This window comes from Pseudomonas sp. NPDC089554 (genome assembly GCF_050280645.1).
Classification (GTDB): domain Bacteria; phylum Pseudomonadota; class Gammaproteobacteria; order Pseudomonadales; family Pseudomonadaceae; genus Aquipseudomonas.
This window is the reverse complement of sequence record NZ_JBNNVR010000010.1, coordinates 63,276-89,729: the sequence shown is the minus strand read 5'-3', so window position 1 is coordinate 89,729 and position 26,454 is coordinate 63,276. Positions and strand designations below refer to the sequence as shown.

The following is a 26,454-nucleotide window of genomic DNA, read 5'->3' as shown; positions in this document are numbered from 1 at the left end:
CATCGTCAAGGACCTTAAGGCCGCCCACGACAGCGCCCTGGGCAAGGTCGAGGGCGGTTCGGCGAAGGTCGACGAAACCCGCCAGAAGCTGCTCGGCGTAGGCCATGCACTCGTCGAGGGTCTGCTGGAAGTCGATGGCCGGCTCTTTGTAGTAATTCACCAGCTGGAAGTTGTGGTAGTCCAGCAGCTCGCCGAGCTTGGCGGCGAAACGCTCGCGGTGGAACAGGTCGCCCACGCGCAGGCCGCGGCGCGCGACCTTGTCTTCGTAGGCGGGGCCGATGCCACGGCCGGTGGTGCCGATCTTGGCTTCGCCACGGGCCTTTTCACGGGCCTGGTCCAGGGCCACGTGGTAGGCGAGGATCAGCGGCGCGGCCGGGCTGATGCGCAAGCGCTCGCGCACCGGTACGCCCTTCTCTTCCAGCTTGGTGATTTCGCGCATCAAGGCGTCCGGTGCAACGACCACGCCGTTGCCGATCAGGCACTGTACGCCTTCACGCAGGATGCCCGATGGAATCAGGTGCAGAACGGTCTTCTCACCGTTGATCACCAAGGTGTGACCTGCGTTGTGGCCACCCTGGTAACGCACTACGGCGGCAGCATGTTCGGTCAGCAGATCGACGATCTTGCCCTTGCCCTCATCACCCCACTGGGTGCCCAGGACGACGACATTCTTACCCATAACACTTGTCCTCATTCACGCAAACTTGGTTGCCGGCCATACGCCGACGAGAAAATCTCATTGGGTCAGCGGCAGAACCTGCCAGCGCCCGTCCTGCTGAATCAATTGACGATCACAATCCGCCTCGCGGGCAGCACTCAGCGGCTGGCCAGGCAGAGCCTGGACCACACGCTGGCCCTCGTTGCGCAACTGGCAGACCAGCTGCCACAGGGCTGCATCGCTGCTGTCGGGCGTCCAGATCCCGCCAGCGGGCAACACAACCTCCGCTCGCCCCAGTGTGACCAGGGTCTTCAAATCCGTGGAGAAACCGGTAGCCGGGCGCGCCCGGCCAAAGTCGGCACCGATGTCATCGTAGCGACCGCCCTGGGCGATCGACTGGCCGACGCCTGGCACGAACACGGCGAACACCACACCGGTGTGGTAGTGGTAGCCACGCAGTTCGCCCAGGTCGAAATACAGCGGCAGGTCCGGGTAGCGCGCCGCCAGGCGATCGGCGATCGCCAGCAGGTCGTCCAGTGCCGCCAGCACGCTAGCCGGTGCACGACCCAGGCGTACGCGGGCTTCGTTCAGCACTTCGCGACCACCGCACAGCTCGACCAGGGCACGCAGCATGTTGCCCAGGTCCTTCGGCAAGTCGGCGGTCAGCGCCTGGACTTCATCGCTGGCCTTGCGCTGCAAGGCATCGAACAGCTGCTGCTCGACGTCGCCGGAAAGCCCGGCGGCGCGCGCCAGGCCGCGGTAGATACCGACATGGCCGAGGTCCATGTGCACATCTGCAACGTCGGTCAGTTGCAGGGTGGCGAGCATCAGGCTGATGACTTCGACATCGCTGGTGGGGCTGGCATCGCCATACAGCTCGGCACCCAACTGAATCGGGCTGCGCGAGTTGGACAAGGCACGCGGCTGGGCATGCAACACGCTACCGGCATAGCACAGGCGGCTCGGGCCTTCGCGGCGCAGGGTGTGGGCGTCGATGCGCGCCACCTGCGGGGTGAAGTCGGCACGGAAGCCCATCAGGCGGCCAGACTGCGGGTCGACGACCTTGAAGGTGCGCTGGTCCAGGTCCTGGCCCGCGCCGGTCAGCAACGATTCCAGGTACTCGATATGCGGGGTGACGACCAGTTCGTAACCCCAACTCTGGAACAGGTCCAACACCTGGCGCCGCGCGATCTCGATACGCGCCGCTTCAGGTGGCAGTACTTCCTCGATGCCATCTGGCAGAAGCCAGCGGTCTACCGTTGCCATTAAGCCTTTTCCCCTCTGGTCCGGGCGGCCTGCCTGGGGCGAGCCGTCTGTGAAGCAGGCATTGGCACACAACAACAGGCAGCACTCATCCCAGCGCCACCGCCGTGCCAACACCCTCGAATTACGTTGCGCTGCGGTTCTGGTATACGAATCAACCTTGCAGACGCAAAAAAGCCGGGAATTTCCCGGCTGACTCATCATACACCCGTTTTCGTTCGGGATGCACCCCGCCGGACACTTTAGCTGCCCGGCGAGGGTATTTCCTGTTACGGCCTGCTCTTGTCGAGGAAGCGGAAGAACTCGTTCTTCGGATCCAGGACCAGCACGTCGCTCTTGCTGGCGAAGCTTTCGCGGTACGCCTGCAGGCTGCGGTAGAACGTGAAGAAGTCAGCATCCATACCGTAGGCCTTGGCGTAGATGGAGGCTGCCTCGGCATCACCATCACCGCGGGTTTCCTCAGCTTCGCGATAGGCTTCGGCCAGCAGTACACGGCGCTGGCGGTCGGCATCGGCACGGATACCTTCGGCAAGCTCGTTACCCTTGGCGCGGTGCTCGCGGGCCTCACGCTCACGCTCGGTGCTCATACGGTCGAACACGCTGCGGTTGACTTCCTTCGGCAGGTCGATGGCCTTGACGCGTACGTCGATGACTTCGATACCCAGCTCGGCAGTCGCCATGCGGTTCAGCGATGCAGTGATGTCCGCCATCAGCGCGTCACGCTCGCCGGAAACCACTTCGTGCAGGGTGCGTTTACCGAACTGGTCACGCAGGCCGCTTTCCAGACGACGGGACAGACGCTCGTCGGCGATCTGCTTCATACCCGAGGTTGCGGTATAGAAGCGCTCGGCGTCCTTCACTCGCCACTTGGCGTAGGCATCGACCATCACCGCTTTCTTCTCGAGGGTCAGGAAGCGCTGGGTCGGGGCGTCCAAGGTCATCAGGCGGGCGTCGAACTTGCGCACCTGGTTGACGTAGGGAACCTTCACATGCAGGCCTGGCTGGACATCCGCCTGGACCACACGGCCGAATTGCAGCAACACCGCACGTTCGGTCTGGGCAACGATGTAGAAGCAGTTGAAGGCCACGACGGCCAGCACCACAGCGGCGATCAGGGCGATCAGCGATTTATTGCTCATCAGCGGCTCTCCCTAGAACGCAGCGGCTGTTGTTGCGGTTGCAGGTCCTGGACCGCACGAGCGGCGGCGTCGTTGACCGACGGCGACACGCTGCTGCCCGAGGCTGCGGTATTGCGGCTGCCTTCGACCATCTTGTCCAGTGGCAGGTAGAGCAGGTTGTTCTGCCCATCCTTGGTGGCCACCATGACCTTGCTGGTATTGCTGTAGACCTCCTGCATGGTCTCCAGGTACAGGCGCTGACGGGTGACGTCAGGTGCCTTGCGGTACTCGGCAACCAGCTTGGTGAAGCGGTCGGCTTCACCCTTGGCGCGGGCGATCACTTCATCGCGGTAGCCGTTGGCATCCTCGATGATACGCTGCGCCTGACCACGGGCTTCTGGCACCACGCCATTGGCGTAGGACTCGGCCTGGTTGCGCGCACGCTGCTCGTCTTCACGGGCACGGATCACGTCGTCGAAGGCTTCCTGCACTTCACGCGGGGCTGCCGCGCTCTGTACGTTCACCTGGGTAACGGTGATACCGGTACGGTAGGTGTCGAGGAAGCGTTGCAGGCGCTCGCGGATATCCACGGCCATCTGCTCACGGCCTTCGGTCAGCACCTGGTCCATGGAGGTGGAGCCCACGACGTGGCGCAGGGCGCTGTCGGTGGCGTGCTGCAGGCTGACTTCCGGCTGGTCGACGTTGAGCACGAAGTCCTGCAGGTTGCTGATCCTGTACTGCACGGTCAGCGGCACCTCGACGATGTTCTCGTCCTCGGTGAGCATCTGGCCCTGCTTGGTGTACGCACGCTCACGCGTGACGTTTTCCATGTACTTGCGGTCGATCGGCGGGAAGTAGATGTTCAGGCCCGGGCCGACGGTCTCGTAGTACTTGCCGAAGCGCAGCACCACGGCTTGCTCCTGCTCGTCCACCACGTACACGGCGCTGTACAGCCAGATAGCCGCGAGAACTGCCAGGCCGATGCCCAGCAGGCCGAAGCCAGCCCCCTTGCCGATGTTGCGGTCACCACCGCCACCACCGCGTTTCTTGCCACTGCCGAACATGCCGTTCAGGCTGTCCTGCAGCTTGCGGAAGGCCTCGTCGAGATCCGGTGGCCCTTTCTTGTCGCCACCGCCACCCCCGTTGCCGCCGCCACGACGGCCGCCCCAGGGATCCTGATTGTTCGAGTTGCCACCCGGCTCGTTCCAAGCCATAGCGCTCTCCATCTGATAAAGCAAAGACGCGCCCACGGCGCGCCGTCCAATGCTACAGAATGCCTGTCACGGTCGCCCGGCGACCTCTCCGAGCATTTATTGCAAAGTGTGTTGCTCAATGAACGCCTGCGGCTCGAACCCTTCGCGACTGACCAGGCGATTCAACTCGACCTGGGGCAGGCGCAGGCTCAAAAGGCTGCTGCCTTGCTCATCATGCTCTTCACCTTGCACCGCACCGAGCGCGAAGAATTGCGCGCGCAGGCGGGCGAACCGTTGTTCAAGGCGCAGGGTTCCGACAAACAGGTCATCCCCCAGCAACTCGGCAACCGCCTGGCCGACCAACTCCAGGCCACGTCCATCACGTGCCGATACCCAGACCCGCTGCGGCTTGCCATCGGCATCGCGCTGAATCTGCGGCTCGACATCTTCGAGCAGGTCGAGTTTGTTATAGACCTCGAGGATCGGCAAGCCTTCGGCACCGATCTCGCCGAGAACTGCCAGCACCTGTTCGATCTGCTCCATGCGTTCAGGCTCGTGGGCATCAATCACGTGCAGCAGCAGGTCGGAGTTGCTCGACTCCTCGAGCGTAGCTCGAAAAGCCTCGACCAGCTTGTGCGGCAGATGACGGATGAAACCCACGGTATCGGCCAGCACGATCGGCCCCAGGTCGGCCAGCTCGAGCCGGCGCAGGGTCGGGTCGAGGGTGGCGAACAGCTGGTCGGCGGCATACACCTCGGCGTGGGTCAGGGCATTGAACAGGGTGGACTTGCCGGCGTTGGTGTAACCCACCAGCGACACCGACGGGATGTCCGCGCGCTTGCGGCCACGACGGGCCTGTTCACGCTGGCTGCGCACCTTTTCCAGGCGCGCCTTGATCTGCCGCAGGCGTACCCGCAACAGGCGGCGGTCGGTTTCCAGCTGGGTTTCACCCGGACCACGCAGGCCGATACCGCCCTTCTGTCGCTCAAGGTGGGTCCAGCCCCGCACCAGCCGCGTGCTCATGTGCTCAAGCTGGGCCAGCTCGACCTGCAGCTTGCCTTCATGGGTACGCGCCCGCTGGGCGAAGATATCGAGGATCAGGCCAGTGCGATCGAGCACACGACACTCGAAGACGCGCTCGAGGTTGCGCTCCTGGCTGGGGGTGAGGGTGTGATTGAAGATCACCAGGTCGGCTTCTTCAGCCTTGACCAGATCACGCAGTTCCTCGACCTTGCCGCTGCCGATAAGGAACTTGGCCGTAGGCTGGTGCCGTGCAACTGTAGCCAGGTAGACGATGTCCGCTCCTGCCGACAGTGCCAGCTCCTGAAACTCCTGCGGGTCTTCGCGCGCCTCAGGGTTCTGACCTTCCAAGTGAACGAGCAAGGCCCGCTCACCACCACCGTGGCGCTCAAAGAACAATGCGGGCTCCTAACTCAGGCGTTGCCTGGCTCGCTGTCGCCGTGATCGGACTCGCTCTTGGGCAACTGAACCGGACGCGCAGGCACCACGGTCGAAATCGCGTGCTTGTAGACCATCTGGCTGACGGTGTTCTTCAGCAAAACGACGAACTGGTCGAACGACTCGATTTGGCCCTGCAGCTTGATCCCGTTGACCAGATAGATGGAAACCGGAACTCTCTCTTTTCTCAAAACGTTCAAGTAAGGGTCTTGTAGCGAATGCCCTTTTGACATATGCCGCACTCCTGTAAGGATCAATAGTAGAAAAGCAATAAAAAACGAATAAGTTCGCCGCCCACCCGCAAGGATAGACGGCAAATGCAGGGACTCAGCTCAATATGGAGATGGCCCCAAGGTATTTCAAGGTGCGGGACAGATTGTCGCAGGCCAGGCTGTCGAGCCAGTGCACGCCGGACCAACCGCGCAACCAGGTGAACTGCCGTTTGGCCAGCTGGCGTGTCGCGATGATACCGCGTTCGCGCATGGCGTCTGCGGTCAGCTTGCCATCCAGATAGTCCCAGACCTGTCGATACCCCACTGCCCGTATAGACGGCAGCCCCGCGTGCAAGTCACTTCTGGCGCGCAGCTTTCGGACCTCGTCGACGAAGCCCTGTTCCAACATCTGTGAAAATCGTAACGCAATTCGATCATGCAAAATGTGACGATCTGTAGGAGCAATCGCCAAACTCGCGACAGTATAGGGCAAATGCCCACTCGCGCCTGTGTCTGAATCGCGACTTTCGGCCAATTGTCGCTGGCGATGGGCTGTCATGCTCTGCCCACTGACCTGGTAAACCTCCAGCGCCCTGATCAAACGTTGCGGGTCGTTGGGGTGGATGCGCGACGCCGACTCCGGGTCTACTTCAGCCAGCTGGCGATGCAATTCGGCCAGCCCCAGCTCACGGGCCTGGGCCTCCAGCGCTGCGCGCACACTGGCATCCGCAGGCGGCATGTCGGCCAGCCCGTCGATCAGCGCCTTGTAATAGAGCATGGTGCCGCCTACCAGCAGCGGGATCTTGCCCCGCGCGGTGATCTCGGCCATCGCCTCAAGCGCATCGCTGCAAAACTGCGCAGCCGAATAGCTCTGCGCGGGGTCGAGGATATCGACCAGGCGATGGGGATAGGCCGCCAGGGTTTCCCTGGAAGGCTTGGCGGTGCCGATGTCCATATCGCGGTAGACCAGCGCCGAGTCGACGCTCACCAGTTCGCACGGCAAGGCCTTGGTGAGCTCGATAGCCAGGTCGGTCTTGCCAGCTGCCGTCGGGCCCATGAGGAATATCGCGGGGGGCTTGCCACTCATGTCATCGACCGCGCATGAAGAGTTTGTCCAGATCGTCCAGCCCGAGCTGAGTCCAGGTAGGGCGACCATGGTTGCACTGGCCGCTGCGCTCGGTGTTCTCCATGTCGCGCAGCAGAGCGTTCATCTCGGGAATGGCCAGGCGCCGGTTGGCCCGCACCGCACCATGGCAGGCCATGGTGCCGAGCAGTTCGTTGAGGTGCGCCTGGATGCGATCGCTGGTGCCGTATTCCATCAAGTCGGCCAGTACATCCTGCACCAGGCGGTTGGCCTCGGCCTGCTTGAGCAGGGCCGGGATCTGGCGAATGGCCAGGGTTTCCGGGCCCAAGCGCTGCAACTCGAAGCCCAGGCGCTGGAACCATTGCGCATGCTCTTCGGCGCAATCGGCCTCACGCTGGCTCATCGCGAGCGACTCCGGTACCAGCAATGGCTGGCCGCTCAAGCCCTCGCTGGCCATGGCGACCTTCAGGCGTTCGTACATGATGCGCTCGTGGGCGGCGTGCATGTCCACCAGCACCAGGCCCACCGCGTTCTCGGCGAGGATATAGATGCCCTTGAGCTGGGCCAGGGCATAGCCCAGCGGGGGTACGTCGCCCTGCGCCTCGGGCAACATTGCAGGTGCCTGGGCGCCATTTTCGAGCGGCGCGAAGAACTCGCGGTAGACCGCCTGGGCCTCGGCAGTGGCCACCGGCTGAGCCGGACGCGGGCTGTACTGGTATTGGTAGCCGGCACCGGCGGACGAGTAGGACGGGCGTTGTTCAGCCTGGGGCTGTTCGAGCACCGGCGACGCCAGGCGCATCTCACCTTGGGGGCCGAACTCGCCCGCCTGCAGCCCGCTCGGGCGGACGATATCGGCGGCAGCCGCAGGTGCCGCCAGCTGGTCTTCCGGGCGCACATCGGCCAGCGCACGGTGCAAGGTGCCGTACAGGAAGTCATGCACCATGCGCCCTTCGCGAAAGCGCACTTCATGCTTGGTCGGGTGCACGTTGACGTCGACGCCGTTGGGCTCGAGCTCCAGGAACAGCACGAAGGTCGGGTGCCGACCATTGAACAGTACGTCGCGATACGCCTGGCGCACCGCATGGGCGACCAGCTTGTCGCGCACCGCGCGGCCATTGACGAAGAAGTACTGAAGGTCCGCCTGGCTGCGCGAGAAGGTCGGCAAGCCTACCCAGCCCCACAACCGCAGGCCGTTGCGCTCGACATCGATGGGCAGCGCCTGCTCCAGGAACCCCGACCCGCAGATCGCGCCGACGCGTCGCGCGCGGGCCATTTCATCCGCGGCCTCGTGCAGGCTGAGGATGCTCTTGCCGTTATGCCGCAGGTGGAAGCCCACGTCGAAGCGCGCCAGCGCCAGGCGGCGAATGACTTCGTGAAGGTGATCGAATTCGGTCTTCTCGGCCTTGAGGAACTTGCGCCGGGCCGGGGTATTGAAGAACAGGTCACGCACTTCCACCGAGGTGCCAACCGGGTGCGCGGCGGGCTGTACCCGCGCAGACATGTCGCGCCCCTCGGTCTCGACCTGCCAGGCCTCGCTGGCGCTGGCGGTTCGCGAGGTGAGGGTCAGACGCGCGACCGAGCTGATGGAGGCCAGCGCCTCACCGCGAAAGCCCAGGCTCAACACGCCTTCAAGGTCTTCCAGCTCGCGAATCTTGCTGGTGGCATGGCGTTCCAGGGCCAGCGGCAGGTCGTCGGCAGCGATGCCGCTGCCGTCGTCGCGCCCGCGCAGCAGTTTGACGCCGCCCTGCTCGACCTCGACGTCGATGCGCCGAGCACCGGAGTCCAGGCTGTTCTCCAGCAACTCCTTGGCCACCGAGGCGGGCCGCTCGACCACCTCGCCAGCGGCGATCTGGTTCGCCAGCCGCGGGCTCAGCAGCTGGATGCGCGAACCACCACTCATTGCTGGGACGCCAAGGTGGTACCGGGAATATCCAGCTGCTGACCGACCTTCAGCTCATCTGTCTTCAGGCTGTTGGCGCTGCGCACACTAGCAACGCTGACCTGGTAGCGCACGGCGATCATCGCCAGGGTTTCGCCAGGGCGCACGGTGTGCTCACGCGGCCCCTGGGCGATCTTGCCGGTGTCGCGCAGCCAGGCAATGTAGGTGCCAGGCGGCGGGTTCTGCTGGAAGAACTGCCGTACACCGGTGTGGATCGAACGCGCCAGCGCCTGCTGGTGGCTCTTGGTCGCTAGCTTGGCGGCTTCGTTGGCGTTGGAGATGAAGCCGGTTTCCACTAGGATCGACGGGATGTCCGGCGACTTCAGCACCATGAAGCCCGCCTGTTCGACACGCCGCTTGTGCAGCGAGGTGATGCGGCCCATGTTGCCCAGCACCTTCTGCCCCACGTTCAGGCTGGAGCTCAGGGTGGCGGTCATCGACAGGTCGAGCAGCACCCCGGCGAGCATGCGGTCCTTGTCGTCGAGGCTGACGTTGCCGGCACCGCCGATCAGGTCGGAGCGGTTTTCGCTGTCGGCCAGCCAGCGCGCGGTCTCGGAGGTCGCGCCGCGGTCGGACAAGGCGAACACCGAGGCCCCGAACGCGGCCTTGGATGGCGCGGCGTCGGCGTGAATGGAGATGAACAGGTCGGCGCCCTTCTTGCGGGCGATCTCGGTGCGCTTGCGCAGCGGGATGAAGTAATCGCCCGTACGCGTGAGCTCGGCGCGGTAGCCCTTCTCGGCGTTGATCTGGCGCTGCAGTTCACGGGAGATATCGAGGACGATGTTCTTCTCGTGCTGGCCACGCGAACCAGAGGCACCTGGGTCTTCACCGCCGTGGCCGGCGTCGATGGCGATCACGATGTCGCGCTTGCCGCTGGGCGCCGGTGGCAGCTTGATAGCCGGCTGCGCCGGGGTCACCGGTACCGCCGGGGTGGTGGCCGGCACAGGCACCGGGGCCGGAGCCGGGTTGCTGGCGGCGACGGCGTCGGCTTCCTGGTCGTACAGGTCGACCACCAGGCGGTTGCCGTACTGGGCATTGGGCGCCAGGGTGAAGCTCTTGGGCGTGACGGATTTGTTCAGGTCGATCACCACGCGCAGGTCGCTGGGCGTGCGCTGGGCCGAGCGTACGCTGGTGATCGGGGTGTTCGAGGTGGCGACGTTCAGCGGCGCGGCCAAGGTGGCGCCATTGATGTCGATGACCAGGCGATCCGGTGCGCTCAGGGTGAAGACACTGTGCTGCACCGGGCCCGAGAGGTCGAAGACCAGCCGCGTGTTGTCCGGGGCGCGCCACAGACGCATGCTCTTGACTTGTGTGACGGCCAGCGCGTCGACGGTCACCGCGGTCAGCAGCAGCCCAACGACGGCGACCAGTGCGCGTATGCGCATACCATTCCCCACTTACTGTTTGTGTTAGGCAGCCAGAGCGGCACACCAGGCTTCGCCGCGAGCCCCCTGCGGCGACAGGTTCAGCGAGCGGCCGCCCGCCTGGGGGCTTATGGTAATGGTCAGGTCAGGCTTTGGCAAAACGCCCGCGCCCTTGCCTGGCCATTCGAACAGGCACAGCGGGTCGCCCTCGAAGTAGTCGCGAATGCCCATGAACTCCAGCTCTTCCGGGTCGACCAGGCGGTACAGGTCGAAATGGAAGGCGCGTATTTCGCCGATTTCGTAGGGTTCCACCACGGTAAATGTCGGGCTTTTCACCGGGCCGGTATGGCCCAGACCGCGGATCAAGCCGCGGGACAGCGTGGTCTTGCCGGCGCCCAGGTCGCCCTCGAGAAAGATCACGCCATGGCCGCCGGTCACCTCGGCCAGCCGCGCGCCGAACGCGACGGTGGCTGGCTCGTCGGCCAGAAACAGGGTTATGCCTGACACGCTGAATGCTCCTCCAACAACTCACGAATGGTCGGCACCAGGTCACTGGCGGCCAACCCTCTACCTTTTATTCCCAACCGCTCGCCGGCACAGGCGTGCAACCACACCCCCAGGCACGCGGCCTGCCAGGCATCGAGCCCCTGGGCCAGCAAGGCTGCCAGCACCCCGGTGAGCACATCGCCAAGGCCCGCGCCGGCCATGGCCGGATGCCCGCGTGCACACAGCGCCAAGCGCCCGTCCGGGGCAGCGACCAAGGTGCCTGCACCTTTCAGCACGCAGATACTGTCATGTCGACGCGCCAGTTTACGCGCCGCACCGGGCCGATCTGCCTGTACCGCCTCGGTGCCAACCCCGAGCAGGCGCGCCGCCTCCCCCGGATGTGGGGTGAGGATGCTGGCGCTGGGCAGCGCCAGGGGGGCCTGGGCCAACAGGTTCAGTGCATCGGCGTCCCACACCTGGGCCTGTTGGGCATTGGCAACCGCCGACAACAAGCTGCGCCCCCAGGCCGCCTGGCCAAGCCCCGGCCCCACCACCAGCACGGATGCACGCTCGAGCACGGCCATCAATTGGTTGGCCGAACTTACGCCCAGGCACATCACCTCGGGCAAGCGCGAAAGGCTTGCCGACACGTGCTCCGGGCGCGTCGCGACACTAACCAGGCCGGCACCACAGCGCAACGCCGCCTCGGCACTGAGCAACACGGCGCCGCCAGTGCCCAGGTCGCCACCGACCACCAGCACATGGCCAAAATCCCCTTTGTGGCTGTCCAGCGGGCGCGAGGGCAAGCGGGCAACGCTCACACTACTGAGCAATTCCGGGGCGTTGTCGGGGTGTTTGGTCCGAGGCATGGGGTCAAAGGCTCCAATGTCTGGCAGAATTATACGCACCTGAGCCTGTATTGCCTTGCCCATCCATGCCTGTATCGCCCCCCGACCTCGCCGCGTTGGCCCAATCGATCAAGAATTGGGGCCAGGACCTCGGTTTTGCCCATGTGGGCATCGCCGATATCGAGCTTGGCGAGCACGAACAGCACCTGCAACGCTGGCTCGAAGCCGGCTACCAGGGCGAGATGGAGTATCTGGCAGCACATGGCACGAAACGTTCACGCCCTGCCGAGTTGATTCCCGGTACTTTGCGGGTGGTGTCCATGCGCATGGACTACCTGCCCGGCGACACGCTGATGGCGCAACGCCTGGCCCAGCCGGAAAAAGCCTACGTCTCGCGCTACGCCCTGGGCCGCGACTACCACAAGCTGGTGAGAAAACGCGTACAGCACCTGGCCGACCGTATCCAGGAAGCCATCGGCCCATTCGGCTACCGCGCCTTCGTCGACAGCGCACCGGTGCTTGAAAAGGCCCTCGCCGAACAGGCCGGGCTGGGCTGGATCGGCAAGAACACCCTGCTGCTCAACCGCAAGGCGGGCAGCTATTTCTTCCTCGCCGAGCTGTTCGTCGACCTGCCCCTGCCGGTGGACGGCGCCCAGGGCAGCGAACACTGCGGGCGCTGCCAGGCTTGCCTGGACATCTGCCCGACCCAGGCCTTCGTCGGCCCTTACCAACTCGACGCGCGACGCTGCATTTCCTACCTCACCATCGAGCTCAAGCACGCCATTCCGGTGGAGCTGCGCTCGATGATCGGCAACCGCGTGTTCGGCTGCGACGACTGCCAGATCGTCTGCCCCTGGAACCGCTTCGCCAAGCCCACCGACGAAAACGAATTCAAGCCGCGCCATGGGCTGGACAACGCCGAGCTGGCCACTTTGTTCCTGTGGGACGAGAAGACCTTCCTGGCCCACACCGAGGGCTCGCCGCTACGGCGTGCAGGTTACGAGCGCTGGCTGCGCAACCTGGCGGTGGGGTTGGGTAATGCGCCGTCGACCATACCGGTGCTGGAGGCGCTGAAAGCGCGGCGCGAGCACCCGTCGGAGCTGGTCAGGGAGCATGTCGAATGGGCGCTAGCGCAGCACGCGGCGAATGGCCTTAGGTAGCCGCCCGCCTACTGCTGGTCGTTGTAGTGGAACTTGGGCATTTCCCAATGGAAACGAATCGCCAACAACCGCACCAGGAACCCGCCGAACAAGGTCAGCAGCATGGCCTGCTCGGCCGGCACCTTGAAGTGCACGCAGCCCAGGTAGAACCAGGCCGCCGCGAACGACACGCTGGCATAGAGCTCGCGGCGGAATACCAGGGGAATGTCGTTGCAGAAGATGTCCCGCAGGATGCCGCCGAACACCCCGGTGATGACCCCGCTGATCGATGCCACCAACATGCCCTGCCCCATTTCCAGCGCGGTCATGCAACCAATCAGGGTAAAGGCCACCAGGCCTAGCGCATCGAGCACCAGGAACAGCGAGCGCAGGTGGCGCATCAGCGGCGCGATGAAGATGGTCAGCAGCGCCGCGAAGCTGGTCAGCACCAGGTATTCCGGGTGCTTGACCCAGGTCAGCGGGTAGTGCCCGAGCAGCACGTCGCGCACCGAGCCGCCCCCCAATGCCGTGACGCAAGCTATCAGCACCACGCCGAACCAGTCCATGCCACGACGCCCCGCAGACAACGCGCCAGTCATGGCTTCGGCAGTAATGGCAATCAGGTAGAGCATCAACAGCATGGCGCGGGCCCAGGCGAGAAAAGGCGCGCAGTCTACCGATTAAGGTCGCGCACCAAAAGGGGGCGCCGTGGCGCCCTCGGCATTTACACCTTGATGAAGTGCTCGCGGTAGTGGCGCAGCTCGGCGATGGATTCGCGAATATCGTCCAGGGCCAGGTGGGTGTTGCCCTTCTGGAAGCTGTCACGCACCTGCGGGGCCCAGCGCGCGGCCAGCTCCTTCAAGGTCGAGACGTCCAGGTTGCGGTAGTGGAAGTAGCCTTCCAGCGCCGGCATGTGGCGGTAGAGGAAGCGCCGGTCCTGGCAGATGCTGTTGCCGCAGATCGGCGACTTGCCCTTGGGTACCCACTGCTCGAGGAAGGCGATGGTCTGGGCCTCGGCCTCGGCCATGCTCACGCGGCTTTCGCGCACGCGCTGGGTCAGGCCCGAAGCGCCGTGGGTGCGGGTGTTCCATTCGTCCATGCGCGCCAGCACTTCATCACTGTGGTGGATGGCGATCACCGGGCCCTCGGCCAGGGTGTTCAGCTCGCTGTCGGTGACGATGGTGGCCATCTCGATGATGACGTCGCTGTCCGGGTCCAGGCCGGTCATTTCCAGGTCGATCCAGATCAGGTTCTGTGGGTTCTGCATGTAGGGGCTCCTCGAATAGGCCGCCATATTAGCCTAGTGGAGCATGCTAAACTGCCTGCCGTTTTCTTTTGCCCCGCCAACACGGAACCTTCATGGCCAAACGCCAGCTCAACCGCCGCCAGAACTGGCGCATCGAAAAGATCCAGGGCGAGCGCGCCGCCCGCGCCGCCAAACGTGAGCAGCATGCCTTGCAGGAACTGGAAGGCGGCGACCTGGGCCCCGAGCAATTGGGCCTGGTGATCGCCCACTTTGGCGTGACCGTCGAGGTCGAGGCGCAGGATGGCGACAGCGCAGGCCAGGTGTTCCGTTGCCATCTGCGCGCCAACCTGCCAGCGCTAGTGACCGGCGACCGCGTGGTATGGCGCGCCGGAAACCAGGGCAATGGCGTGATCGTCGCGCAGATGCCGCGCAGCGCCGAGCTATGTCGGCCGAACAACCACGGGCAACTGAAGCCGGTGGCGGCCAACGTCGACCTGATCGTGATCGTCTTCGCCCCGGCCCCCGAGCCCCAGGCCAACCTGATCGACCGCTACCTGGTAGCCGCCGAACATGCGGGCATCCGCCCCTTGCTGCTGCTGAACAAGGCCGACCTGGTCAACGACGCCAATGCCGACACGCTCAACGCGCTGCTGGCGGTGTATCGCGACCTCGGCTACCCGCTGCTGGAAGTGTCCGCCCACCACGGCGATGGCATGCAACGCTTGCAGCAGACGCTCGATGGCCACATCAGCGTGTTCGTCGGACAATCGGGCGTGGGCAAGTCCTCGCTGGTCAACAGCCTGCTGCCCGATGCGCAAAGCCGGGTCGGCGACCTGTCGGAATGGTCGGGCCAGGGTACCCACACCACCACCACCGCACGCCTGTACCACTTCCCCAATGGCGGCGACCTGATCGACTCGCCGGGCATTCGCGAGTTCGGCCTGGCGCATGTCAGCCGCGATGATGTGGAGGCGGGGTTCGTCGAATTCCGCGACCTGCTCGGCAACTGTCGCTTTCGCGACTGCAAGCATGACCGCGAGCCGGGTTGTGCGCTGCTCAAGGCGCTGGAGGAAGGGCGGGTGTCGGCGCAGCGGATGCACAGCTATCGCGCGATCGTGGCGAGCCTGACCCAAGACACCTACTGAATGCGAAGGGCCGCATAGCGGCCCCTCGGTTCTCAGTTTTCCTTGGGCTCATCCATCTTCAACACGCCCTCTTCGAAGATGTTCAGCTTCTGGCGCAACTCACGCGGCTGCATCGGCTGCGACCCGTCGGCGGGCGGTGCCGAGGCGCCGGGTGCGGCATCGCCAGGCGGTGCCGGATTGGCCGGCGCATCGGGCGCACCCTGCTCGCCTTCGATATCGCGCTGGGCCTTCTTGGTCAGCACGACGATGTCGATACGCCGGTTCACCGGGTTGAGCGGGTTCTCGCGGTCGAACAGCGACGACGAGGCATAACCCACCACCCGCGCCACCTGTGCATCCGGGTAGCCACCGGCGACCAGCGCACGGCGCGCGGCGTTGGCGCGGTTGGCCGACAGCTCCCAGTTGCCGTAGTCGCCGGTGCCGGAGTAAGGCTTGGCATCGGTATGGCCACTGACGCTGATCTTGTTCGGCACCGCCTTGATGGTGTCGGCCATGGCCAGCAGGATGTCTTCGAAGTACGGCTTCAGGCGCGCGCTGCCCAGGTCGAACATGGGCCGGTTCTCGGCATCCATGATCTGGATACGCAGGCCGTCCTGGGTAATCTCGAACAGGATCTGGTCCTTGAACTTCTGTAGCTCAGGGTTCTCCTCGACCTTGTTCTGCAGCTCTTGCAGCAGCAGGTTCAAGCGCTCCTGCTCGACCTGCTCGGCCATGTTCTCGATCCGGTCCTTGTCCAGCTGGATGCTGGTGTCAGGCGTGGGCTCGGTTTTTTCTTCCGGGTTGATGGTCTTTTCCGGCGCCAGCTGCGGCGAGCCGCCCAGGTCGATGACATAGGGCGTACCGCTTTCCGAGAAGCCGATCGGGTCCTTGAAGTAGCCGGCGATGGCGATCTTCTGCTCGGGCGTGGCAGTGGACAGCAGCCACAGCACCAGGAAGAACGCCATCATCGCCGTGGCGAAGTCGGCGAAGGCAATCTTCCAGGAGCCGCCGTGGTGGCCGTCGCCATAGCGCTTGACGCGCTTGACGATGATGGGCTGATTGTTCTCCATGGCTTAGCGACCGCGAACCGCTTGTTCCAGTTCGGCGAAGCTCGGGCGGTGCGCCGGGTACAGCACCTTGCGCCCGAACTCCACGGCCAGCGACGGCGGCATGCCGGACGCCGAGGCCACCAGCGAGGCCTTGATCGCCTCGTAGACGTTCAGTTCTTCCTTGGCATCGTGGCGCAGCGAGGTGGACAGCGGGCCGAAGAAGCCGTAGGCGGCCAGAATACCGAGGAAGGTACCCACCAATGCGGCACCGACGTGCAGGCCGATGGACTTCTGGTCGCCCTCGCCCAGCGAGGCCATGGTGATCACGATACCCAGTACCGCCGCCACGATACCGAAGCCCGGCAGGGCGTCGGACACGGCAGTCACGGCGTGGGAGGGGTGCTCGAGCTCTTCCTTCAGGCTCATCAGTTCCATGTCGAACAGGCCTTCGAGCTCATGGGGCGCCATGTTGCCGGTGGACATGATGCGCAGGTAGTCGCAGACGAACGCCGTCATGCGCTCGTCGCCAATCACCGCAGGGTACTTGGCGAAGATCGGGCTGGCCGCCGGGTCTTCGATATCCCCTTCGATGGCCATCATGCCTTCACGGCGGCTCTTGTTGAGGATCTCGTAGATCAGGCCCAGCACTTCCAGGTAGAAGGTGTGCGTGAAGCGGGTGCCAAACATCTTCAGCGACTTTTTGAATACATGCATGGTCATGTATCCAGGGTTCGCCTGAAGGAATGCACCGAAGGCTGCACCGCCAATGATGAGTACTTCGTATGGCTGGATCAGTGCTGCGATCTTGCCGTGGGAGAGCACATATCCGCCGAGCACGCTCGCGAATACGACGATGATGCCGATAATTTTAGCCATAGGTTCAAAGCACTTGCTGTCGTGGTCGGGGTCAGTGTGCGGAAGCTGTTAAACACTTCTTCTACTTATCGGCAGAACTGCGCCAGACTATAGCCACAAATCGCGAAAAGCCAGTTTGGACTGATGTCAAAATGCCAATTGAAACCAAGCTACCCGCTCAGATCCCTTCCTCCCTCGATGCCTGGGTAAAGCTGCTCGACGGTGTTCGCGTACCGGTTCCCAAGGAAAGCTACGAAAGCGTCATGGCGGCCATCCGCGATAGCCGCAGCTCGCTGCGCGACATCGCCGAGCTGATGCAGGATAGCCCGTCGCTGGTGTTGTGCGTGATGCGCGAGGCCAACCACCCGGCCAACGCCAGCCAGGCGCAACCCGCCGAGAGCCTGGAAGTGGCCCTCAATCGCCTGGGCCTGACGCGCATCGCCGAAATGCTCGCGCGCCTGCCGGTAATACCCGGTGACGATTTCCCGCCGGTGCTGCGCCAGTTCCTGTTGATCAGCCAACATGCCACGCAGCAGGCCAACGGCCTGTTCGCCAGCCGCCTGGCACGCCTGTGGCAGGAAATCCACTGGGGCAGTTTGCTGTTCCTCTCGCCGCTCTGGGCCATGGCCCTGGCCTACCCCAAGCTGCTCGATGCCTGGGAGCTGCGGGTTATCCACAAGGGCGAAGAAGCCGCGCAGGTGGAGCACGAGCTGTTTGGCGTGCGCATCATGCATTTGTGCCAAGTTGTTGCCGAGCACTGGCGCCTGCCCGGATGGGTGACCCAGGGCTACCGCCTGCTACTCGAAGAGCGCGAGCAATTGGCGCAGGCGCTGCTGATCGCCCGTGAGCAGGATGCCTTCACCCAGCAACACCTGCTGGATGAAGCGCCGGCCCTGCGCCGCTGGTTCAACCAGCCACCCAACACCGTGCTGCTGGCCAACGGCCTGGCGCTCTCGGCGCAGGTCGGCTGGGACAACCCGCACCTGCTGCGCTGGCAACTGCTCACCGCGCTGTACCTGCAAACCTCGCTGGACGATGTTCAGCAGCAGGTTCACCAACAGGCTGCGGCCAGTGCCCGCCACCACGCCCGCCACGCCCTGTTCCACCCTGCCGAGGCGCTCATCTGGCCATGGGACCAGCGCCGCCCGCACCCCGACATGCTCACCCCGCCGCCGCCACCGCCCCATGACCTGGAGCGCTGGCGCACACTGTGCGGCGACCTGCTGGCCCAACCCAGCCCGTTCACCAATGCGGTGCACCTGGCGACCCAGGCGCGTATGGCCCTTCAAGCCTGCGGCCTGACCCGGATCATGCTGTTGATGGTCGACCGCCAACAGGACTGCCTGCGCGTGCAACAGACCGCCGGCGTGCCACGTGAAGCCGCCGCCCTGGTACTGCCGCTGGCTGAAAGCAAACTCTTGCAGCGCCTGGTCAGCAAGACCGGGCAACTGCGCCTGAGCCCGGAAAACCACGCCCAGTTTGCCGCCCTGCTGCCCGCGCCACTGCGCACGCTGTTCAGCGGCGAACACCTGCTGATGCGCTCGCTGGCGGTGGGCGAGCAAGTGCTGATGCTGGCGATCGCCGACCAGGACGGCAGGCCCATGGCCGACGTCAGCGTGCAGGGCTTCGCCAAGACCGCCCAATGCATCGAGCGGGCCCTGGCTACCTTCGCCAACCGCAATGCCTGAGCCTTGCGCTACAATCGCCCCTCCGTTCCACCCTGGAGACCGTGGATGACTGATTTTTCCGGCTTGCCCCTGGTGATCGAAGCCGCCGACCTGCTGCCGCGCCTGGGCTCGCCCTCGCTGATCCTGGTCGACCTGAGCAGCGCCAACCGCTACGTTAGCGGGCACATTCCCGGCGCCCGCTTCGTCGACCCGAAGCGTACCCAACTGGGCCAACCCCCTGCGCCGGGCTTGCTGCCGGCACGTGCCGACCTGGAAAAACTGTTCGGCGAGCTCGGCCATCGCAACGACGCGGTCTACGTGGTGTATGACGATGAAGGGGGTGGCTGGGCCGGGCGTTTCATCTGGCTGCTCGACGTCATCGGCCACAGCAAGTACCACTACCTCAATGGCGGTATCCAGGCCTGGCCGGCCGACAAGCTGTCCACCGAAGTGCCAAGCAACGTCGGCGGCCCGGTAAGCTTGCAAGTGCATGCCGAACCCACCGCCACCCGCGAGTACCTGCAAAGCCGCCTGGGCGCCTCGGACCTGGCGATCTGGGACGCACGCGGCCCTTTGGAGTACAGCGGCGAGAAAGTCCTGGCAGCCAAGGGCGGGCACATCCCCGGTGCGGTCAATTTCGAATGGACCGCTGGCATGGACCTCAACGACCACCTGCGCATCCGCAAGGACATCAGCGACATACTCCAGCAACTGGGCATCACCCCCGACAAGGAAGTGATCACCCACTGCCAGAGCCACCACCGCTCCGGCTTCACCTACCTGGTGGCCAAGCACCTCGGCTACCCACGCGTCAAAGCCTACGCCGGCTCCTGGGGCGAGTGGGGCAACCACCCAGACACGCCTGTAGAAGCCTGAATTCAAGGAAACCCAATGAAATCCCGCTTGTTCATCATCAGCCAGCACCTGCTGCCGCACCACCTGCTGTCGCGGCTGGCCGGCTGCATTGCCGAGTGTCGCGTGCGCTGGTTCAAGAATGCCTTCACCGCCTGGTTCGCCAAGCGCTACCAGGTGAACATGAACGAAGCGCTGGTAGAGGACCTCACCGCCTACGAGCACTTCAACGCCTTCTTCACCCGCGCCCTGAAGCCTGGCGCACGCCCGCTGGACGAGACCCCAGGGTCGATCCTCTGCCCGGCAGATGGCGCAGTCAGCCAGCTCGGGCCGATCGAGCACGGCCGTATCTTCCAGGCCAAGGGCCACAGCTTCAGTGCCCTGGAACTGCTGGGCGGCGACCCGGCGCTGGCGGCGCCGTTCATGGGTGGTGAGTTCGCCACTATCTACCTGTCGCCCAAGGACTACCACCGCGTGCACATGCCGCTGGCCGGCACCCTGCGCGAGATGGTCTACGTGCCGGGCCGGCTGTTCTCGGTCAACCAGACCACCGCAGAGAACGTGCCCGAGCTGTTCGCCCGCAACGAGCGCGTGGTCTGCCTGTTCGACACTGAGCGCGGGCCGATGGCCGTGGTGCTGGTGGGCGCGATGATCGTGGCCTCGATCGAGACCGTCTGGGCAGGCTTGGTGACGCCACCGAAACGCGAGCTGAAGACCTTGCGCTACGACGAAGCCAGCCGTGCGCCGATCCACCTGGAAAAAGGCGCCGAGCTGGGCCGCTTCAAGCTGGGCTCCACGGCCATCGTGCTGTTCGGGCCGGACCAGGTGAAATGGGCCGAGACCCTTGGCGCCGGTTCCGCTGTGCGCATGGGCCAGCAGCTGGCGCTGCCTGCCCAGGGCTGATCGCCACGGCAACGCAAAAGGCCCTGTCCGGGTTCACCGGGCAGGGCCTTTTTCATGGAGCCGTCATTTCATGAGGCTTAGCCGCGCGAGTCGCGGTCGCGCCAGCCCAGCAGGTACAGCACGCCATCGAGCCCCAGGGTGGAAATGGCCTGCTTGGCCGATTGACGCACCAGCGGCTTGGCACGGAAGGCCACGCCCAGACCTGCCAGCGACAGCATCGGCAGGTCGTTGGCGCCATCGCCCACTGCGATGGTCTGCTCCAGTTGCAGGCCTTCCTTGTGTGCCAGCTCCTGCAGCAGTTGCGCCTTGCGCTGGGCATCGACGATCGGCTCCACGGCAACTCCAGTGACCTTGCCGTCGACCACTTCCAGCTCGTTGGCAAAGACATAGTCGATACCCAGGCGCGCCTGCACTTGCTTGGCGAAATACGTGAAGCCGCCCGAAAGGATGGCGGTCTTGTACCCCAGGCGACGCAGCTCGGCGAACAGGTTCTCGGCGCCTTCGGTCAGGCGCAGCGAAGCGCCGATCTGGTCCAGTACACTCACGTCCAGGCCCTTGAGCAAGGCCATGCGCTCCTTGAAGCTGGCGCGAAAATCCAGCTCGCCACGCATCGCCCGCTCGGTGATCGCCGACACCTGTTCGCCCACGCCTGCCGCCTTGGCCAGCTCATCGATGACCTCGGCCTCGATCAGCGTGGAGTCCATGTCGAACACCGCCAGGCGGCGGTTGCGGCGGAACAGGTCGTCCTGCTGGAAGGCGATGTCGACGTTCAGCTCGGCCGACAAGGCAAAGAAATCGGCACGCAGGGCCTGGGCATCGCTCGCCTCGCCACGCACGGAAATCTCAAGGCAGGCACGGCCTTTTTCACTCGGCGCATTCAACGCCACGCGGGCCGACAGGCGCTCGATGCGCTCGATGGTCAGGCCGTACTGGCTGATCACCGCACTCACCCGCTGCAACTGCTCGGGAGTGACCTTTCGGCTTAGCAGGGTCACGATGTGACGGCCATCACCGTGGTTGTCGACCCAGTGCTGGTAGTCAGCCTCGGAAACCGGCGTGTAGCGCGCTTGCAAGTTCAGCTCGTGGGCCTTGCCCTGCACGCTTTGCAGCAGCTGGGTAGCCACTTCGTTGTCGGGAATGTCGACCAGGATGCCGAACGACAACGTGCCGTGCATCACGGCAAGACCGATGTCGAGAATGTTCACACCGCCCTGGAGCAGGACGCCGGTGATGGCCGCAGTAAGACCGGGACGGTCTTCACCAGTGATATTGATCAGGACGATTTCGCGCAAGACCGGGGCTCCAATTCGATGAAAAATGCGCATTCTACCGATTTTCCGTGACCATCGGGCGGCATCGATACTTTGCCGACAAAACTCCGCTCGCTATACTGCGCACCACCTATATCGCCATAAAGAGCCGCGCTCTGTGAACCGGCCCACGCCCGTCAAGACCGACAACTTCTTCCTGATGATCTTCCGAGCCCTGCGCCAGCGTCGTGTTCCCTTGGCATTGCGCATCGCCAGCCACAACATTTTCCTGGTTGCCCTGGCGCTGGTGATCTATGCCTGCGTGATGGGCCTGCAGTTCAAGCAGGCCATGCACGAGCAGGCCGATGCCGTAGGCCAGAGCCTGACCACCCAGACCGCCACCTCGGCGACCGAGCTGCTGGTGTCCAACGACATCCTCAGCCTCAACGTGCTGCTGGGCAACCTGGTGAAGAACCCGCTGGTGGCGCACGCCGCCATCTACAGCGTGGACAACCGAATCCTCGCCGAAGCCGGCCAGCGCCCGAAGAACAGCTTGCTGGGCGAAGCCGAAGGCCTGTACCAGACCAAGATCACTTTCCAGGACGTGACTGCCGGGCAACTGCGCATCAGCCTGGACATGAGCCAGTTCCAGCAGCCGATGCTGATCAGCTTGCAGAGCATGGGCATCCTCGCTGCCATCCTGCTGGCCCTGGCGTTGGCCCTGAGCCTGCGCCTTGGCCGCTTCATTTCCACGCCGCTGCTGCAACTGCGCGTGTGGCTGCGCGACCCACACCCCTACACCCCGGGCATCGAGCGCCAGGACGAGATCGGCGACCTGGCCCGCCAGCTGCACGCACGCCTGGCGCCACCGCCACCGGAGGAGCCTGAGGAGGAGGACGAAGACGACTTCGCCGACCTGCACGACACTGCGCCCGTGGCGCCCAAGGCCGTGCCACGCCCTCGCCCCGTTGCCGAAGAGGACGAAGACGACGCGGCCTTCGCCGGTCTGATCGACGAAGATGACAGCCCCGCCAGGCCAGTCGCCGCCGTGGTGTCGGACGAGCCGCAGAGCAGCGCGGTACTGGCCGTGCAACTCGGCTCCCAGGAGCAGCTGCGCCGCCTGCCGCGTACACGCCTGACCGAGTTGCTGGAGCGCTACCGTGACTGCCTGGAGCAGGCCGCCTCGCTATACGAAGGTGAAGTGCACACCCTGAACGATGGCAGCACCTTGCTGCTGTTCCACACCCAGGACAGCGGCGAAGACTACCTGACCAACGCCATCTGCTGCGGTGAGCTGCTGCGTGCCCTGGGCCACGCCTTGCAGATCGAGGTGGCCGACAGCGGCATCACCCTGCAACTGCAACTGGGCCTGGTGCTGGGCGATGAAGACCTGCAGGGGCTGGACCAGGTCGACCTGCTGATGACCGAAAAGGCCCAGGATGCCCTGGCGCTGTCCCAGCACAGCCGCAACCTGCTGCTGGTCGAGCGCAAGGTCAGCGACGATGCGTTGATTCGCCAGCGCGCACGTATTCGCCCGATCGCCAGCCCCGAAGGTGCTTGCTGTGTCGAGCGGCTGATGGAACCTTACCCCTCGATGCTCGAACGCCAGTTGGCGCGGATGCACGAACGCCGCGCCTGACCTGCACACAGACAAACAAAAAAGCCCGCAGCAATGCGGGCTTTTTTTGTGTCTGGCGTATCGATCAGAATCGATAGACTTCCATGTCGGTGCGGATCGGCGAAGCCATCGGGATCTTGTTCTTCTCCGGATCCTTCTTCACCTGTACCGGCGCAGAAGGCTTCTTCGGCGTCTGCTCGGCGATCGCCGGTTGGTTGGCCAGCGGCTTGACCGCAACGCTCAACTGCTCGGCCAGCTTCTGCAGCAACTGGCCTTGGGCCTGTACCTGCGAAGCTTCGGTGCCCTGGTGCTGCTGCTCCAGGTGGACGATGCGGTTGTCACGCACGTTGCCGCGGCGGTCGAGCACACGCCACTGGGCGTCGAGGATCGCCGGCTGGTTGACACCGGAATCCAGGCGGGTGATCGACAGCAGCACCTGCACATCCGGGGCGAAGCCGGTGCTCGCCGGTGCCAGCACTACCCGCTGGCTGTCCAGGCGCCAGGCCAGTTGGCGTACCAGCAACTGGTCGATATCCGACGAAAGGCTACCGGCCCAGCGACCATCGGTCGCTGCGGTCAGGCTGCCATCAGCCTGGCGTTGCAGGAAGGTTTCGCGTTGCAGGTAGTCGGCCACCGATACCGGGCCGAGCACCACCGCCATGCCCGCTGCTTGCGAAGGCTGGCCGGGAGCACCGCTGTCGAGCTGATACAAAGCGACCGGCTGGTGCATGCTGCACCCGCTCAAGCCCAACAAGCCCGTCATCAGCAGCGCAAATGGAAGGCGCAGAAATTTCATTCGTTCCATCCAAGCGGCCGCCACCCGGCAACCGCAGTGATACCCATATGTGAATATTCCTACAGACAAACGGCCACGCCGAGCCTGCAAGGGCACTATCATCCGCGAAATAACCCCAGGACTCCAGCATTTCCGCCGTGTAAAACGCCGAAAATGCCGTTCCAGACCACCGAATCGCTTACTCTGGCCGCTCTACGAGCATGCCATCGACCCGCTGGAAGCCACGTGGCAATTTGCTACCACGACGACCCCGTTCGCCTTTGTAGTGTTCGAGGTCATCGGGCTTGAGGGACAGGGTACGCTTGCCAGCTTGCAATACAAGGGTCGAACCCTCACCGATCACTGCAAGATCCGTAACAAATTCTTCCCTGCTGGCCACTCGCTCACCCGGCACACCGATAATCTTATTACCCTTGCCTTTACCAAGTTGTGGCAGGTCGGCAACCTTGAACACCAGCAGGCGCCCTTCGGTGGTCACCGCCGCCAGCCAGTCCTGCTCGCGGTCGAGTACCTGGCGTGGGGTAATCACCTTGGCACCGTTGGGCAGGCTGAGCAGGCCTTTACCGGCCTTGTTCTTGGCTTGCAGGTCGTCGCCCTTGACCACGAAACCGTAGCCGGCGTCGGACGCCACCACGTACAGGGCGTCGTCATCAGGCAACAGCACGCACTCGAAGGTAGCGCCCGGCGGTGGTGTCAGGCGCCCGGTCAGCGGTTCGCCCTGGCCACGGGCCGAGGGCAGGCTGTGGGCGGCCAGCGAGTAGCTGCGCCCGGTCGAGTCGATCAGCACGGCGAACTGGTTTGAGCGCCCAGCCGCCGAGGCCTTGAAGCCGTCGCCGGACTTGTAGGACAGGCCCGTGGCATCGATATCATGGCCCTTGGCGCAACGCACCCAACCCTTCTCCGACAGCACCACGGTGACCGGCTCGGTCGGCATCAGCTCGTTTTCCGACAGGGCCTTGGCCTCGGCACGGGCGACGATTGGCGAGCGGCGGTCGTCGCCATAGGTCTCGGCGTCCTTGAGCAGCTCGCTGCGTACCAGCTTGCGCAACTTGGTGTCGCTACCCAGCAGGGCCAGCAGTTGTTTCTGTTCCTTGAGCAGTTCGTCCTGCTCGCCGCGAATCTTCATCTCTTCCAGGCGCGCCAGCTGGCGCAGGCGGGTCTCGAGGATGTAGTCGGCCTGGATCTCGCTCAGCTCGAAGCGGGCGATCAGCGCCTGCTTGGGGTGGTCCTCGGTGCGGATGATGTGGATCACTTCATCCAGGTTGAGGAACGCAGTGAGCAAGCCGTCCAACAGGTGCAGGCGGCGCTCGACCTTGTCCAGGCGGAACTGCAGGCGGCGACGGACGGTACCGATACGGAACTGCAGCCACTCCTGCAACAGGGTGCGCAGGTTCTTCAGCTGCGGGCGGCCGTCCAGGCCGATGATATTGATGTTGACCCGATAGGTGCTTTCCAGCTCGGTGGTGGCGAACAGGTGCTGCATCAGTTCATCGGCATCGACCCGGTTGGAGCGCGGGATGATGACGATGCGGCAGGGGTTCTCGTGGTCCGACTCATCGCGCAGGTCGGCGACCATCGGCAGCTTCTTGGCCTGCATCTGCGCGGCGATCTGCTCCAGCACCTTGGCCCCGGAGACCTGGTGCGGCAACGCGGTGACGACGATGTCGCCGTCTTCAACGCGGTACACCGCACGCATGCGAATGGAGCCCTTGCCCGTCTCGTAGAGCTTCAGGATTTCGGCGCGCGGGGTGACGATCTCGGCTTCGGTCGGGTAGTCCGGCCCCTGGATGTGCTCGCACAGCTGCTCGAGGGTGGCCTTCGGCTCATCGAGCAGGCGCACACACGCGCTGGCGACTTCACGCAGGTTGTGCGGCGGCACGTCGGTGGCCATGCCCACGGCAATACCGGTGGTGCCGTTGAGCAGGATGTTCGGCAAGCGCGCCGGCAGCACCTGCGGCTCCTCCAGGGTGCCGTCGAAGTTCGGCACCCAGTCCACCGTGCCCTGGCCCAGCTCGCTGAGCAGCACTTCGGAGTAGCGCGACAGCCGCGCCTCGGTATAACGCATGGCGGCGAACGACTTCGGATCGTCCGGCGCACCCCAGTTGCCCTGGCCATCGACCAGGGTGTAGCGATAGCTGAATGGCTGGGCCATCAGCACCATGGCCTCATAACAGGCCGAATCGCCATGGGGGTGGAACTTACCGAGCACGTCACCACGGTACGCGCCGACTTCTTGTGCTTGGCGTCGGCATCCAGCCCCAACTCGCTCATGGCATAGACGATGCGTCGTTGCACCGGCTTCAGGCCATCGCCGATGTGCGGCAGGGCGCGG

At 64.4% G+C, this 26,454-nt stretch carries 23 protein-coding genes and 1 pseudogene; 6 read left to right on the top strand and 18 right to left on the bottom strand.

Annotated features, from left to right (window positions below):
• The 11 genes from ACQKPE_RS05415 to ACQKPE_RS05365 all read right to left on the bottom strand — a co-directional run.
• On the bottom strand, window positions 1-679 hold a 679-nt coding region (locus ACQKPE_RS05415), incomplete at its 3' end, for an adenylosuccinate synthetase (protein ID WP_427663865.1).
• A gap of 57 nt (window positions 680-736) precedes the next feature.
• Window positions 737-1,924: an ATP phosphoribosyltransferase regulatory subunit gene (locus ACQKPE_RS05410; protein ID WP_427663864.1), complete on the bottom strand. Its 1,188-nt coding sequence runs from the start codon at window positions 1,922-1,924 to the stop codon at window positions 737-739.
• A 266-nt stretch (window positions 1,925-2,190) separates the two neighbouring features.
• A complete protein-coding gene (hflC, locus tag ACQKPE_RS05405; RefSeq protein ID WP_427663863.1) occupies window positions 2,191-3,060 on the bottom strand; it encodes a protease modulator HflC in 870 nt (289 codons plus the stop codon).
• Window positions 3,060-4,253, bottom strand: coding sequence for an FtsH protease activity modulator HflK (hflK, locus tag ACQKPE_RS05400; protein WP_427663862.1), 1,194 nt, complete (start codon window positions 4,251-4,253; stop codon window positions 3,060-3,062). Before hflK ends, hflC begins: the two co-directional genes overlap by 1 nt.
• Window positions 4,254-4,349: 96 nt before the next feature.
• Window positions 4,350-5,651, bottom strand: coding sequence for a ribosome rescue GTPase HflX (gene hflX, locus ACQKPE_RS05395; protein ID WP_427663861.1), 1,302 nt, complete (start codon window positions 5,649-5,651; stop codon window positions 4,350-4,352).
• A 14-nt stretch (window positions 5,652-5,665) separates the two neighbouring features.
• Window positions 5,666-5,923: an RNA chaperone Hfq gene (gene hfq / locus ACQKPE_RS05390; RefSeq protein ID WP_427663860.1), complete on the bottom strand. Its 258-nt coding sequence runs from the start codon at window positions 5,921-5,923 to the stop codon at window positions 5,666-5,668.
• Window positions 5,924-6,017: 94 nt separating this feature from the next.
• Window positions 6,018-6,989, bottom strand: coding sequence for a tRNA (adenosine(37)-N6)-dimethylallyltransferase MiaA (miaA, locus tag ACQKPE_RS05385; RefSeq protein WP_427663859.1), 972 nt, complete (start codon window positions 6,987-6,989; stop codon window positions 6,018-6,020).
• Between the two features lies 1 nt (window position 6,990).
• Complete coding sequence (gene mutL, locus ACQKPE_RS05380) at window positions 6,991-8,886, bottom strand: DNA mismatch repair endonuclease MutL (protein ID WP_427663858.1); 1,896 nt, start codon at window positions 8,884-8,886, stop codon at window positions 6,991-6,993.
• Entirely contained in the window at window positions 8,883-10,322 is a 1,440-nt protein-coding gene (locus tag ACQKPE_RS05375; RefSeq protein WP_427663857.1) for an N-acetylmuramoyl-L-alanine amidase, read from the bottom strand. Before ACQKPE_RS05375 ends, mutL begins: the two co-directional genes overlap by 4 nt.
• Window positions 10,323-10,334: 12 nt before the next feature.
• Entirely contained in the window at window positions 10,335-10,796 is a 462-nt protein-coding gene (gene tsaE / locus ACQKPE_RS05370; RefSeq protein WP_427663856.1) for a tRNA (adenosine(37)-N6)-threonylcarbamoyltransferase complex ATPase subunit type 1 TsaE, read from the bottom strand.
• Window positions 10,784-11,644 (bottom strand): NAD(P)H-hydrate dehydratase, encoded by an 861-nt coding sequence (locus tag ACQKPE_RS05365; RefSeq protein ID WP_427663855.1) that lies wholly within the window; start codon window positions 11,642-11,644, stop codon window positions 10,784-10,786. The genes tsaE and ACQKPE_RS05365 overlap by 13 nt, the downstream gene beginning before the upstream one ends.
• A gap of 65 nt (window positions 11,645-11,709) precedes the next feature.
• On the opposite strand from ACQKPE_RS05365, the gene queG reads away from it, so the two are divergent.
• On the top strand, window positions 11,710-12,783 hold the full coding sequence (gene queG / locus ACQKPE_RS05360) for a tRNA epoxyqueuosine(34) reductase QueG (protein WP_427663853.1): 1,074 nt from the start codon (window positions 11,710-11,712) through the stop codon (window positions 12,781-12,783).
• A gap of 8 nt (window positions 12,784-12,791) precedes the next feature.
• Here the strand turns inward: queG and ACQKPE_RS05355 are convergent, their stop codons facing one another.
• Both ACQKPE_RS05355 and orn read right to left on the bottom strand, forming a co-directional pair.
• The gene (locus ACQKPE_RS05355) at window positions 12,792-13,403 is read right to left on the bottom strand and encodes a trimeric intracellular cation channel family protein (protein ID WP_427663851.1); all 612 of its coding nucleotides are present in this window, start codon (window positions 13,401-13,403) and stop codon (window positions 12,792-12,794) included.
• 83 nt (window positions 13,404-13,486) lie between these two features.
• The gene (orn, locus tag ACQKPE_RS05350) at window positions 13,487-14,029 is read right to left on the bottom strand and encodes an oligoribonuclease (protein ID WP_427663849.1); all 543 of its coding nucleotides are present in this window, start codon (window positions 14,027-14,029) and stop codon (window positions 13,487-13,489) included.
• Between the two features lie 92 nt (window positions 14,030-14,121).
• On the opposite strand from orn, the gene rsgA reads away from it, so the two are divergent.
• Window positions 14,122-15,153: a small ribosomal subunit biogenesis GTPase RsgA gene (rsgA, locus tag ACQKPE_RS05345; protein WP_427663848.1), complete on the top strand. Its 1,032-nt coding sequence runs from the start codon at window positions 14,122-14,124 to the stop codon at window positions 15,151-15,153.
• Between the two features lie 32 nt (window positions 15,154-15,185).
• On the opposite strand, the gene motB is transcribed toward rsgA, so the two are convergent.
• Window positions 15,186-16,202, bottom strand: coding sequence for a flagellar motor protein MotB (gene motB / locus ACQKPE_RS05340; RefSeq protein ID WP_427663847.1), 1,017 nt, complete (start codon window positions 16,200-16,202; stop codon window positions 15,186-15,188).
• 3 nt (window positions 16,203-16,205) lie between these two features.
• Complete coding sequence (gene motA, locus ACQKPE_RS05335) at window positions 16,206-17,057, bottom strand: flagellar motor stator protein MotA (RefSeq protein WP_375098828.1); 852 nt, start codon at window positions 17,055-17,057, stop codon at window positions 16,206-16,208.
• Between the two features lie 131 nt (window positions 17,058-17,188).
• On the opposite strand from motA, the gene ACQKPE_RS05330 reads away from it, so the two are divergent.
• Genes ACQKPE_RS05330 through asd form a run of 3 tightly spaced genes read left to right on the top strand, consistent with a single transcriptional unit; the run spans window position 17,189 to window position 20,458 of the window.
• Window positions 17,189-18,724, top strand: coding sequence for an HDOD domain-containing protein (locus tag ACQKPE_RS05330; RefSeq protein ID WP_427663846.1), 1,536 nt, complete (start codon window positions 17,189-17,191; stop codon window positions 18,722-18,724).
• Window positions 18,725-18,769: 45 nt separating this feature from the next.
• The gene (locus tag ACQKPE_RS05325) at window positions 18,770-19,579 is read left to right on the top strand and encodes a rhodanese-like domain-containing protein (protein ID WP_427663845.1); all 810 of its coding nucleotides are present in this window, start codon (window positions 18,770-18,772) and stop codon (window positions 19,577-19,579) included.
• A 15-nt stretch (window positions 19,580-19,594) separates the two neighbouring features.
• Window positions 19,595-20,458 (top strand): archaetidylserine decarboxylase, encoded by an 864-nt coding sequence (gene asd, locus ACQKPE_RS05320; protein WP_427663843.1) that lies wholly within the window; start codon window positions 19,595-19,597, stop codon window positions 20,456-20,458.
• Between the two features lie 77 nt (window positions 20,459-20,535).
• Here asd and serB read toward each other — a convergent pair whose 3' ends face one another.
• Entirely contained in the window at window positions 20,536-21,750 is a 1,215-nt protein-coding gene (gene serB, locus ACQKPE_RS05315) for a phosphoserine phosphatase SerB (protein WP_427663841.1), read from the bottom strand.
• Window positions 21,751-21,886: 136 nt separating this feature from the next.
• Here serB and ACQKPE_RS05310 point away from each other — a divergent pair, with 136 nt between their 5' ends.
• A complete protein-coding gene (locus ACQKPE_RS05310) occupies window positions 21,887-23,347 on the top strand; it encodes a histidine kinase (RefSeq protein WP_427663840.1) in 1,461 nt (486 codons plus the stop codon).
• A 64-nt stretch (window positions 23,348-23,411) separates the two neighbouring features.
• Here the strand turns inward: ACQKPE_RS05310 and ACQKPE_RS05305 are convergent, their stop codons facing one another.
• Window positions 23,412-24,122 carry a PqiC family protein gene (locus ACQKPE_RS05305; RefSeq protein ID WP_427663838.1) on the bottom strand — a complete coding sequence of 237 codons (711 nt, stop codon included), beginning with the start codon at window positions 24,120-24,122 and terminating at the stop codon, window positions 23,412-23,414.
• A gap of 178 nt (window positions 24,123-24,300) precedes the next feature.
• Window positions 24,301-26,393, bottom strand: a pseudogene (parC, locus tag ACQKPE_RS05300) (DNA topoisomerase IV subunit A).
• Window positions 26,394-26,454 lie beyond the last annotated feature (61 nt).

Excerpts from the sequence above, each read along its gene's own strand:
- ACQKPE_RS05410 (WP_427663864.1), bottom strand. The coding sequence starts at position 1,924 with ATGGCAACGGTAGACCGCTGGCTTCTGCCAGATGGCATCGAGGAAGTA.
- hflC (WP_427663863.1), bottom strand. The coding sequence starts at position 3,060 with ATGAGCAATAAATCGCTGATCGCCCTGATCGCCGCTGTGGTGCTGGCC.
- hflK (WP_427663862.1), bottom strand. The coding sequence starts at position 4,253 with ATGGCTTGGAACGAGCCGGGTGGCAACTCGAACAATCAGGATCCCTGG.
- hfq (WP_427663860.1), bottom strand. The coding sequence starts at position 5,923 with ATGTCAAAAGGGCATTCGCTACAAGACCCTTACTTGAACGTTTTGAGA.
- miaA (WP_427663859.1), bottom strand. The coding sequence starts at position 6,989 with ATGAGTGGCAAGCCCCCCGCGATATTCCTCATGGGCCCGACGGCAGCT.
- mutL (WP_427663858.1), bottom strand. The coding sequence starts at position 8,886 with ATGAGTGGTGGTTCGCGCATCCAGCTGCTGAGCCCGCGGCTGGCGAAC.
- ACQKPE_RS05365 (WP_427663855.1), bottom strand. The coding sequence starts at position 11,644 with ATGCCTCGGACCAAACACCCCGACAACGCCCCGGAATTGCTCAGTAGT.
- queG (WP_427663853.1), top strand. The coding sequence starts at position 11,710 with ATGCCTGTATCGCCCCCCGACCTCGCCGCGTTGGCCCAATCGATCAAG.
- ACQKPE_RS05355 (WP_427663851.1), bottom strand. The coding sequence starts at position 13,403 with ATGCTGTTGATGCTCTACCTGATTGCCATTACTGCCGAAGCCATGACT.
- orn (WP_427663849.1), bottom strand. The coding sequence starts at position 14,029 with ATGCAGAACCCACAGAACCTGATCTGGATCGACCTGGAAATGACCGGC.
- rsgA (WP_427663848.1), top strand. The coding sequence starts at position 14,122 with ATGGCCAAACGCCAGCTCAACCGCCGCCAGAACTGGCGCATCGAAAAG.
- motB (WP_427663847.1), bottom strand. The coding sequence starts at position 16,202 with ATGGAGAACAATCAGCCCATCATCGTCAAGCGCGTCAAGCGCTATGGC.
- motA (WP_375098828.1), bottom strand. The coding sequence starts at position 17,057 with ATGGCTAAAATTATCGGCATCATCGTCGTATTCGCGAGCGTGCTCGGC.
- ACQKPE_RS05330 (WP_427663846.1), top strand. The coding sequence starts at position 17,189 with ATGCCAATTGAAACCAAGCTACCCGCTCAGATCCCTTCCTCCCTCGAT.
- ACQKPE_RS05325 (WP_427663845.1), top strand. The coding sequence starts at position 18,770 with ATGACTGATTTTTCCGGCTTGCCCCTGGTGATCGAAGCCGCCGACCTG.
- asd (WP_427663843.1), top strand. The coding sequence starts at position 19,595 with ATGAAATCCCGCTTGTTCATCATCAGCCAGCACCTGCTGCCGCACCAC.
- ACQKPE_RS05305 (WP_427663838.1), bottom strand. The coding sequence starts at position 24,122 with ATGAAATTTCTGCGCCTTCCATTTGCGCTGCTGATGACGGGCTTGTTG.